Origin of the sequence: Saccharomonospora sp. CUA-673, assembly GCF_001942305.1 — a bacterium.
GTDB lineage: Bacteria > Actinomycetota > Actinomycetes > Mycobacteriales > Pseudonocardiaceae > Prauserella.
Map to the genome: position 1 here is coordinate 1 of NZ_MKKE01000067.1, position 8,827 is coordinate 8,827.

Genomic DNA, 8,827 nt, shown 5'->3' on the forward strand with positions numbered 1-8,827 from the left:
AGGCACCAGACGCCCGCCGAGGTTGAGGCGGCCTACTATGAACACCAGCGGGAGGAACTTCCCGCTTCAGAACAACGGAACTGAACCCAGTACGGTTCATTTCCCAGGGAAAGACGACCCAGTCCGAGACGGTCCAGATCGAGTAGTCGGGCAGCGTGGCCGCCCCGGTGTTGAGGCACAGGACTGCGGTCAGGAGCTGCGCGCTCGGGCTGAGCAAGGGCGTGAGGTCGTGCCGGAGGCGGCGGAGGGTGGCGCCGCTGCCGCAGATGTCGTCCACCACCAACACCCGGCCCTTGAGCCGTTGGCCGTTCAGGGCGCGTGTCAGCGGGTCGAGGTCGAGCGTCACCTTGCCCGTGGCCTGCTGGTAGGTCGCGTCGCCGGTGTTGTGGCGGGCGTTCACCATGCGGGCTTTGATCCCGAGCGTGGAGGCGATCATGCGGGCGGGGGCGACGCCGCCGTTGGCGATGCCGATGACGTGCTCGACCGACTGGTGATCGCGCAGGATCGCGCCAACCAACAGGGTCGTGGCCTCGCGGAGCGAGTCGGGAGTCAAGCGCCAGACCTGGTGGTGTTCGAAGACGCGGCGTGCAGTGGTCATTCGTGGTCCATTCTTTGAGGGGCAAGGGATGTCGCGTCAGTGAGGCGATCGCAGGTCCTATGCGCCTTGGAGCTCACGCAGGGCTTGCACGAGGTCGTACATGGGAGATCCGGCGATCCCGGCAAGTGCCGTCAGTGCGTGGGCGTCCAGTTCTTCGACGGGGGTACGTCCGACCGGGCATTGGCGGGCTCGGACCGTCGCCCATCGCTGGAGGGGCTGCAGTCGGGGGTCGGTCGTATGAGCGAGGGCCGACAGGTCGACCTTGACGCGACCGTCGTGATCGCTGCCGAACGCGAGGGTGGTCGCGCGGAGCAACAGCTCGTCGGGCCGCTGCTTCAGCACGGCGCACAGTTCGACCAGCCGCTCGACGGATATGCGGCGTGTGCCGAGTTCGTAGGTGGCGAGGGTTTGCAGGGACAGCTCGTCCTCGTCGTCAGCGCCCATTTCGGCGCGCATCTGCTTGCGGGTCCAGCCGCGTTCTTTCCGGGCGGTCCGCAGCAGGTCTCCCAGCACCCGCGCGAACTGCTCGAGTTGTTCGCTCGTCGGCATGTTCATCGCCCTTCCTCCTGCAATGCGATGCGTACTTTCAGCCGGGCTACGCCGTGGCGGTTCGAGGAGTCGTTCATGCCGAGCCGTCCCTCGCAGTCAGTGCGAGGTCGTTGACCCCAAGCAGCGGGCGCCGGGAGCTGATGGCCTGCGCGTCCGGCTGATTGCGCCACACCTGGCCGTCGGCTCGGATCACGGTGAAACCCCCGGCTGCCTCGCGAGTGCGCAGGCGTACGGGTACGGCCGACGTGGCGCTCAGCTCGGCAAGGAGGTCGGTGGCCTCGTCGTCGGTCAACTGCTCGGTGCTGGCCAGTGCGGCACCTTCTCCGATGGGGAGCATCTGCAGGAAGGTCACCCCGTGCACACCGAGCGCGGCGGCCAACTCGACCAGCGGCCGGACGCTGGCCCGCGCGGTGGAGCGCAGAAGCACGGTCTGGATCTGGGTTGGGATGCCGTGGGCGACCGCTGCGCGGATTCCGGCGACGGCGCGCTCGAAACTGCCCGCGCCGCGCCAGCGGTCGTGGCGTTCGGCGTCCGGGCCGTCGAGACTGACCCGCACGGCGTCCACGCGGGACGCTAGGGCTTCGGCACGGCGGACCAGGTGCGTTCCGTTGGTGGTGACGCTGACCGCGCAGCCGCCCGCGACGAGTACGTCGATCAGCTCGGGCAATTCGCGCAGCAGCAGTGGTTCGCCACCGGAGATGTCCACGCCCAGGATCGCGGACTCGGCGACCAGCCGCGCGATGCGGTGCCGGTCGGGTCGGGCCAGTTCGGGCACGGACTTGTCGTCCAGGCAGTGGGGGCAGGCGAGGTTACAGCGCACCAAGGGCGACCAGCACACGCTGATCGGTACGTCGGCGTGCAAGGCCGCCGGGTGGATCTCGGGCCAGGAGAAGAGGGCGTCGTCGGACAGCCGGATCCGGCCGGAGGCGAGTTCGGCACCAGTGCGGTGGGTTAGCCCGGTCAGCGGGTCATGGACGACGAACCCGGTACCGTGTGTCCGCGCCGTGAAGGTCCGCGTCATGGCGGTACGTCGCCCGATCACAGCGTGTCCTGCGGTGGCAGCATCGGCGGGGCGTACAGCTCCTCGAACGGCTTCGGGCCGACGTACTGGCGGCAGGTACAAGGCACCCACTGGTTTCCGATCCAGGTACCGTCCTCGGTGCGCGCATCCTTGTGCAGGATCTGGCCGTGGCACTCGTTGGTGTCAGGGTCGTGCTGTTCCAGCCCATGCGAGCAGCCGCACAACGGTTTCGGCGTGGTGTCTGCGGGTGCGCGGCGGCGAGTCAGCTTGCCGGCCAGCAGCCCTGTGGCGAACAGGCCAGCGCCGACCGCGAGGGAGATCGGGTCGATCATCGGGCAGTGTCTTCCTTCTCGTCGTTGTCGTCGTGGCGGCTTTCGATGCAGGGGGTCCGTCGCTGGCGCTAGTGGGGTCGCAGCACCTCGCAGGTGCGCAGCAGCTCGCTTACCCCGGCGATGAACGAGTGGGTGCGGCCGGTCGGGGCGGGCCGTCGCATCAGGTCCCAGTAGCGGGCGAGGGTGCCGGGCCAGGTGGCGAGCTTGCGTTGCCATTGCTGTTCCGCGTCCGGTGGATCGAGGTGGAACCCGACGACTTGCCGCAGCGGGATCACCAGCAGCCCGCTCGCGATCAGACACGCGCCGAGGTACGTGTCTTCCATGCCCCAGCCGATCCGTCCGAACTCGGGATCGAACCCTCCGACGTGAGGACGGCGGCGCGTGGAACGGCGACGAGGCAGGTGACGACCATGCGGGGCAGGTCCCAGTCGACATAGCGCTGGCCGTAGCCGAGGTCGACGAAGTCGTGGGTGTGGTCCAGCGGACGGCCGTCCAGGCGCTCGGTCAGCGTGACGCCGGTGTAGAGCAACGGGCGGCCGACCGGTGGCCGCCATACGACCCGATGGTCTGCGCCGAGTTGGGGATGCTCGGCCAAGACGCCGCGTCCGCCCTGGTGCAGGTCGTAGGGCAGGTTGTGGCGGAAGCGACGAGCACCGTGGTCTCGGTGGCGCGGGCGGTGATGTCGGTGATCACGTGTGGGGGCAGGACCATGTCGGCGTCGAGGTAGAGGACCGTTTGCCCGCGGGCGAGCGCGGTGCCGAGGTTGCGTGCGGTGGCCCCGCCCGCGCGTTCTGGGAGCCGCAGGACGGTGGTGACGACCGGGTGTCGGGCAGCGATGGCAGCCGTGGTGTCCGTGCTGGCGTCGTCGACGACGATGACCTCGAAACCGTGCCGATGGTGCTGGCCTTCCAGGGCGTCGAGCACGGCCGGCAGGCAGTAGCTGACGTTGCAGGCCGGGACTACGACCGACAGGGTGCGCACGGCGGCCAGTGAAAGCTCCGACGGTGTGGGCTCGTGCCACCCGATCCCGGATATGGCTTCCCAGCTGCGAGTGCTGCTGGTGTGGAAATTGTTGCGGCGCAACAGTTCCTCGTGCAGCGTGGTCACGCCCACCCCCAGTGGTGGAGGTAGGTCAACCCGTCCCACCATCCCCACGGGTCCGGGATGATCGCGATCTGATCGAGCCGGTCGAGGTGGTCGAACACGCGCTGCAGGGCGAGCAGGTACAACGGCTCGACCACGATCAGCATGTGCCGCAACGACGGTGTCTCCGCCAATTCGGCGTCCAGTTGCCCGGAGACCGTCCGCTCGTGCAGACGCACGGCGTCGACCCGGTTCGTGAGCGGGTGGTCGTAGGTGCTGATCGCCTTCTCGGGACGCAGCAGGCCGTGCGCGGCCGAGAGGATACGGATACGGGCTCGGCGAGCAGGATTTGCGGCGAAGTGATCACGCGCCTGCGGAACGCACGCGCCCTGGTAGAGATCAAGCGCCGCAACCGGGGCGCTGGTGACGAGCTTCTCCCGCGAACAGTTGAGGATGATCAAACCCTGGTCGGGCGCGAGGATGCGCGTGCTGAGCGGCCGAAGGGTCATGGTTCGCGCACCACCCGCAGGCCGATGCCGCGCGAGCGCAGTTCAGCGGGCGCGGCGTTGAGGAACGTGCACTGCGCATACAGCGGTGGCGCGGCATAGGAACCGCCACGGATGATGACTCCGTCGCTCATCGCGGTGCTGGCGGTCCACTCCCACACGTTGCCCGCGACATCGAGCAGGCCCTCGGGTGTGGCACCGTCAGGGTGGGTGTCGACCGGGGTGACCGTGCCGTGCCCGGAGTCGCGCAGGTTCGCGAACGCCGCCTGCCACGGTGCGTTGCCCCACGGCCAGCGTCGGCGGTCAGCTCCGGCGGCCATCCACTCCCACTCCGCCGAGCGTGGCAACCGCCCGCCCAATCGGCTGGCGATCTCGGTCGCCTCGGCGTGGCTGATCTCGGCGACGGGGAACCGCGGCCCGAGGCCAGGGTGCTCGCTCGGCAGGTGTCCGTAGGCGATCGGGGTGCGCGTCCACAACAAAGTGGCGACCTGGATAGGGCGGGCGTCGTCCCCGAAGGCGCAGACTCCGCCGGTGACCTCGATCCATTCCAGGTTCATGCCTCAGCCGCCGATCAGGAAAAGGTCTTCGACGTTGGCGTCGTCGCGGATACGGCTCTTGGCCTCGTTGGGCCGCAGCCGAAGCTGCAGGAGTGCGTCGCTGATGGTGTAGAACGCCTCCTGCGCGTCCTCGCGGGTTCGGGCGAAAGCGACATAGTTGTCGGCGAAGCGGACGACCCGAAGCCCAGAGACTCGTTTATCCACTTGGGACAATCGGAGATTGATCAGCATGGGCGCCAGGCCGGAGCCCGGCGCGATGGGGCTCGGCATCGCGGCGAGCGCGGTACGGAGGCGGGCCAGGAAGGTGCCGTCGTGGATGTGCTCGGCGTGCCAGTCGATGACTTCGTCGATCGTCGCGCCTTCCGACACCGAGGCGACGTCGAGATCGGCGACCCACCGGAAGCCGCGCGGCTATACCCAGCGGCCTGACGCAGGGAGGTGATGCGGTTGCGGCGCGGACGGAATCCGGACACCCAATCGCGGAAGGCGCTCGCTTCCAGCACCGGTTCGAGGGCGTTGCGCAGCGCGCGGTGCACCAGTCGATCCCGCACGGTGGGGATGAAGGTGTGCATCTCTTTGCCGGTGTAGGTGGGGAGCCGTACGTCGCGGATCGGTCCGGGCTGCCACGTGCCGCTTGCGAGTTCGATGGCCAGTTGCGGCAGCATCACGCGGGCCTCGCGGCGAAGGTGGCCCCAGGTCATGTCGTCGCACCGGGTGCCGAGGCTCGCCGGCCGCATTGGCGCAACGCGCGGCGCAGGTACGGCTCGAACAGCAGGGGCATCAGCGAGTGTGACTGCGGTCCGGAGGCGGAGGGCGCTGGCGGGGTTGCCGCCTGCTGCGCTACCGTGCTGGGTGCTTGGGCGGCAGGAACGATCCCCTCGCCACGCTGTACCGGTTCGCAACCCAACACGCGCGAGCCGTGGCGCGAGGAACGACGGCCCCGCCCAGGCCCAGTTGGCGAGCCGAGTTCCGCCTCCGTCATCATCATCACCTCGTCACGCGCAGCGGTAGCTGGTGGGGTCGGTGATGCCGTTCTGTTGGAACGCTTCCTTGCGTTCAGTGCAGGTTCCGCATGTCCCACAGTGCGTCGCCTCGCCCCGGTAGCACGACCACGTCCGCTCGAACGGAACGTCCAGTGCCGTGCCAATGCGGACGATGTCGGTCTTGCTCTGGGTGAGAAACGGGGCGAGGATCTCGAAATCGTCGACCAGCAGCCCCTCGTTGGCGGTGCGGACCGACCGGGTGAACCGCTCGACGAACTCCGGTCGACAGTCCGGGTAAACGGCGTGATCACCGGCGTGCGCACCGAACGCGACCACATCGGCCTTGCGGGCAACAGCCACGGAGACGGCGATGTCGAGCATGATGGCGTTGCGGTTCGGGACGACGGTGGCACGCATCGACTCGTCGGTGTAGTAGCCGTCAGGCACCGCCACGTCGGTGTCGGTCAGGGCCGAGCCAACCAGCAGCCGACCGAGCATCGAAAGCTCAACGGTCTCGTGTGGACAGTTGAGCAGTCGCGCGATCTCGGCCGCGTACTCCAGTTCGACTCGGTGCCGTTGGCCGTAGTCGAAGGACAACAGCGTCAGCTCGGCCCCGCGCGCGGCTAGCCAGTACGCCAGCACGGTGGAGTCCAACCCGCCGGAGGCGATCACAATGGCGTGGCGCGGATGTCGGTGAGCGGGGGTGCCGATTGTCATGTTCACCACGTCCCGCACAGCGAGGACGTCGAGCGGACCGCGCCGACCACTGCGGTCCACGGCGGAAGGGTCATGTGTGGTTGCGGTTGTTCAAGCCACCGCACGCCTTCGTCCACGTTGTCCAAAGCGGGAAGCAAGATGGAGTCACCGCGTTGTTTCCAGCCGACCTGGATGCGCACCAGGTCGTCCCAGGACGACTGGCGCAGGGGCGTGCGTGGCTCGGTGAGGAAGATCCAGTCGTTGGGATCGCCGGGAACCACGATGATGGGCGCGCGCAACATGTGCCGCGCAAGGAAGTTGTTGACCTCCCCGGCAAACCCGGCGCGCATGATGAGCGCGTCGACGGTCGTGCCAAGCTGAAGGCGGACATCACCGGTGACGCTGTCGATGGTGGTTGGCCACGCGAACACGTCCCTGTAGTCCCGCGCTCGTTGGTCAGGCTTCTGCTCAGCCAGGGCGGGGTGGTCGTCGATGACGGCGGTCATGAGTCGGTCCTCCTCGAGAGGGGTGGGTGCTGGTGGCGGCCGGGCGGAAGGCGTCGTCGAACCGCTTCCGCCCGACCGCAGTCGGTGTCGCGAGCGCGCGCTCGTCCGAAGGCACGGCGAGAAATCCGGCCTGGCTTCAACATCTGGCTAGACGGCCCCCGCTCGGTGCGGCGGGTGCTCGGCGAGCAGAACGTCGCGGAGTGCCGCCCGGAGCTGCCCGGCCTCGGCGTTGGTCAGCCGCGCGAGCCGTCCGCCGGGCAGCTCGATCTCGACATCCGCGGGAGTGCGCCGCCGCAAGTGCAGTGCGGACCGCTGGCCGTTGCCATCGCGGCAGTCGACTTTGCGGTGGTGCCATCCCAGCCGACGAAGCAAGGTCGCGGCAGGCACGGTGTCACATGGCCGCCTCATGAGCCTTCGGTCTTCCGGATCATGCCGAGGCCGTGCGTTCCGGCGGTCGCGATCGCGTGTCGCAGGACACGGTTCGGGGGCTGGCGCGGCGCACGACGATGCGAACCGGCGTAAGCAGATTCGGTCTGCTGCCGACGCCGCCACGCCAGCCGCAACAGGCAACAGACAAACGCCAGCGCGGCGCCCGCCGTGATGACCAGGGCGATCATCCGGCCTCACCCCTGGTCGCGGGGATCGCGGCGAGACCAGGTATCGGGGTCGTGGTCTCGCCGCGATATGAGGGCAGAGCAGGGCGCCCCTCGGCGGTTGGGGGAAGACCGCCGTTGTTCTGCTCCGCCGTGCTCGCTATGCCGGTTGCCGTGATGGAGCCAGGTGCACCTGGCGCGGGTGTGGTCGCCACCTCGGTGGCTTGCATGACGGTGGAGCGGAACTGGGCGGTGGCGGCGCGGTCGAGGATCGCGACTTCCCCTGGGGGAGCCATGACCACGACCTCCGAGCCACGCACGACAACACGCAGGGTCCGCTCGCGGCCGGCGACATCACGGCACGCGATGGACCAGGGTCCGGTGTTCATCGTGCGGCACCGCCTCGCGCGGTGTCCCTACTCCATCCCCGTCGACACACCGGCTGCACGAACAAACACGGCACAGCGAGCTGAGTCTGTGGGCATCGCGACGCACAGGGCATCGCGAATCGCTGGGAGAGCATATCTACTCCAATAGTCAGCGAGTCCCTATTTGGTTGGTTGCGTCGTTTGTCGTCCGCCGCAGGCGGTCAAGAGCGCCCTGCGATCGGCACCCGGTGACCATTCGGTGCGCCAGCCGGGAGGTGCCCGTTGCCGGTTCCAAAACTGCTGGTTGTTGCGGCAGCGAACACCGATCAACTAAACGATCGCCACGGGGACCGGACCAGAGCGGCGGTGGGGCGGCGATGGGGCGCGGATGGAGCGTCACCCCCGATGACCTGCCCAAACACTGGCGGAGCGGCGTCTACGCCAGTCGGGTGAAGCGGGTTGACACCGTGTGTAACGAGGCTTCTCGGCGGTGTCTCCTGGGTGCCACAACACCGAGGAGGCACATTTACTCGGCCGCGATCGGACGCGTGAGGGAATGGTACCCACGCCACGCCACAGTCGGTGATGCTTCTCAACGAACGGGGCTGCTGAAGGAAACTGTGACAGTGGTTTAGGCCGCCGGGGTGGCGGTGTGGCTCATGATGGTTTCGTATTCGATGGGGGTCAAGCGGCCGAGGCGGGCTTGTCTGCGGCGTCGGTGGTAGGTGCGTTCGATCCAGGTCACGATCGCGATGCGGAGCTCTTCGCGTGTGGCCCATGTGCGGCGGTTGAGCACATTGCGTTGCAGGAGGCTGAAGAAGCTCTCCATGGCGGCGTTGTCACCGGCTGAGCCGACCTGGCCCATCGAGCCGCGCATGTGGTGGCGCCACAACGCTTGCTGCAGTTTCCGGCTCCGGAATTGGCCTCCACGATCGCTGTGCAGCGTGCAGCCGGCGACGTGGCCACCACGGCGGGCGACGGCCGATTCCAGCGCGTCCAGGGCGAGCTGGGAGGTCATCCGGTCGGCGATGGAAT

General features: G+C 68.2%; 15 protein-coding genes. All 15 read right to left on the reverse strand.

The genetic code is table 11. From position 1 onward, the window contains the following. On the reverse strand, window positions 1-598 hold a 598-nt coding region (locus tag BJF85_RS23275; RefSeq protein WP_139320815.1), incomplete at its 3' end, for a phosphoribosyltransferase. Between the two features lie 57 nt (window positions 599-655). Then, a complete protein-coding gene (locus BJF85_RS23280; RefSeq protein WP_075850129.1) occupies window positions 656-1,153 on the reverse strand; it encodes a helix-turn-helix domain-containing protein in 498 nt (165 codons plus the stop codon). A gap of 67 nt (window positions 1,154-1,220) precedes the next feature. Next, window positions 1,221-2,168, reverse strand: coding sequence for a radical SAM protein (locus tag BJF85_RS23285; RefSeq protein WP_020501071.1), 948 nt, complete (start codon window positions 2,166-2,168; stop codon window positions 1,221-1,223). Between the two features lie 17 nt (window positions 2,169-2,185). Next, window positions 2,186-2,500, reverse strand: a complete 315-nt coding sequence (locus BJF85_RS23290) for a hypothetical protein (protein WP_009151789.1) — start codon at window positions 2,498-2,500, stop codon at window positions 2,186-2,188. Between the two features lie 68 nt (window positions 2,501-2,568). Beyond that, complete coding sequence (locus BJF85_RS30745) at window positions 2,569-2,823, reverse strand: hypothetical protein (RefSeq protein WP_255375889.1); 255 nt, start codon at window positions 2,821-2,823, stop codon at window positions 2,569-2,571. Beyond that, window positions 2,793-3,029 (reverse strand): hypothetical protein, encoded by a 237-nt coding sequence (locus tag BJF85_RS30750; protein ID WP_255375890.1) that lies wholly within the window; start codon window positions 3,027-3,029, stop codon window positions 2,793-2,795. The genes BJF85_RS30745 and BJF85_RS30750 overlap by 31 nt, the downstream gene beginning before the upstream one ends. Then, window positions 3,005-3,607, reverse strand: coding sequence for a glycosyltransferase family 2 protein (locus BJF85_RS30755; protein WP_255375891.1), 603 nt, complete (start codon window positions 3,605-3,607; stop codon window positions 3,005-3,007). The genes BJF85_RS30750 and BJF85_RS30755 overlap by 25 nt, the downstream gene beginning before the upstream one ends. Then, window positions 3,604-4,092 carry a DUF6884 domain-containing protein gene (locus BJF85_RS23300; protein WP_075850130.1) on the reverse strand — a complete coding sequence of 163 codons (489 nt, stop codon included), beginning with the start codon at window positions 4,090-4,092 and terminating at the stop codon, window positions 3,604-3,606. Before BJF85_RS23300 ends, BJF85_RS30755 begins: the two co-directional genes overlap by 4 nt. Continuing rightward, the gene (locus tag BJF85_RS23305) at window positions 4,089-4,646 is read right to left on the reverse strand and encodes an SUMF1/EgtB/PvdO family nonheme iron enzyme (protein ID WP_009151786.1); all 558 of its coding nucleotides are present in this window, start codon (window positions 4,644-4,646) and stop codon (window positions 4,089-4,091) included. The genes BJF85_RS23300 and BJF85_RS23305 overlap by 4 nt, the downstream gene beginning before the upstream one ends. A gap of 3 nt (window positions 4,647-4,649) precedes the next feature. Then, window positions 4,650-5,015: a hypothetical protein gene (locus BJF85_RS30760; protein WP_255375892.1), complete on the reverse strand. Its 366-nt coding sequence runs from the start codon at window positions 5,013-5,015 to the stop codon at window positions 4,650-4,652. Between the two features lie 626 nt (window positions 5,016-5,641). Further along, window positions 5,642-6,346: a 7-cyano-7-deazaguanine synthase QueC gene (gene queC, locus BJF85_RS23315; protein WP_040589530.1), complete on the reverse strand. Its 705-nt coding sequence runs from the start codon at window positions 6,344-6,346 to the stop codon at window positions 5,642-5,644. Window positions 6,347-6,348: 2 nt separating this feature from the next. Next, on the reverse strand, window positions 6,349-6,831 hold the full coding sequence (locus tag BJF85_RS23320; RefSeq protein WP_020501077.1) for a hypothetical protein: 483 nt from the start codon (window positions 6,829-6,831) through the stop codon (window positions 6,349-6,351). Window positions 6,832-6,978: 147 nt separating this feature from the next. Next, on the reverse strand, window positions 6,979-7,218 hold the full coding sequence (locus BJF85_RS23325; RefSeq protein WP_020501078.1) for a hypothetical protein: 240 nt from the start codon (window positions 7,216-7,218) through the stop codon (window positions 6,979-6,981). Between the two features lie 17 nt (window positions 7,219-7,235). Then, window positions 7,236-7,448, reverse strand: a complete 213-nt coding sequence (locus BJF85_RS23330) for a hypothetical protein (RefSeq protein WP_020501079.1) — start codon at window positions 7,446-7,448, stop codon at window positions 7,236-7,238. Between the two features lie 975 nt (window positions 7,449-8,423). Then, on the reverse strand, window positions 8,424-8,827 hold a 404-nt coding region (locus BJF85_RS23340; protein WP_139320566.1), incomplete at its 5' end, for a DDE-type integrase/transposase/recombinase.

What these genes read in the sequence shown, in the direction of transcription:
- BJF85_RS23280 (WP_075850129.1), bottom strand. Translation starts at nt 1,153, where the DNA reads ATGAACATGCCGACGAGCGAACAACTCGAGCAGTTCGCGCGGGTGCTG.
- BJF85_RS23285 (WP_020501071.1), bottom strand. Translation starts at nt 2,168, where the DNA reads ATGACGCGGACCTTCACGGCGCGGACACACGGTACCGGGTTCGTCGTC.
- BJF85_RS23290 (WP_009151789.1), bottom strand. Translation starts at nt 2,500, where the DNA reads ATGATCGACCCGATCTCCCTCGCGGTCGGCGCTGGCCTGTTCGCCACA.
- BJF85_RS30745 (WP_255375889.1), bottom strand. Translation starts at nt 2,823, where the DNA reads ATGGAAGACACGTACCTCGGCGCGTGTCTGATCGCGAGCGGGCTGCTG.
- BJF85_RS23300 (WP_075850130.1), bottom strand. Translation starts at nt 4,092, where the DNA reads ATGACCCTTCGGCCGCTCAGCACGCGCATCCTCGCGCCCGACCAGGGT.
- BJF85_RS23305 (WP_009151786.1), bottom strand. Translation starts at nt 4,646, where the DNA reads ATGAACCTGGAATGGATCGAGGTCACCGGCGGAGTCTGCGCCTTCGGG.
- queC (WP_040589530.1), bottom strand. Translation starts at nt 6,346, where the DNA reads ATGACAATCGGCACCCCCGCTCACCGACATCCGCGCCACGCCATTGTG.
- BJF85_RS23320 (WP_020501077.1), bottom strand. Translation starts at nt 6,831, where the DNA reads ATGACCGCCGTCATCGACGACCACCCCGCCCTGGCTGAGCAGAAGCCT.
- BJF85_RS23330 (WP_020501079.1), bottom strand. Translation starts at nt 7,448, where the DNA reads ATGATCGCCCTGGTCATCACGGCGGGCGCCGCGCTGGCGTTTGTCTGT.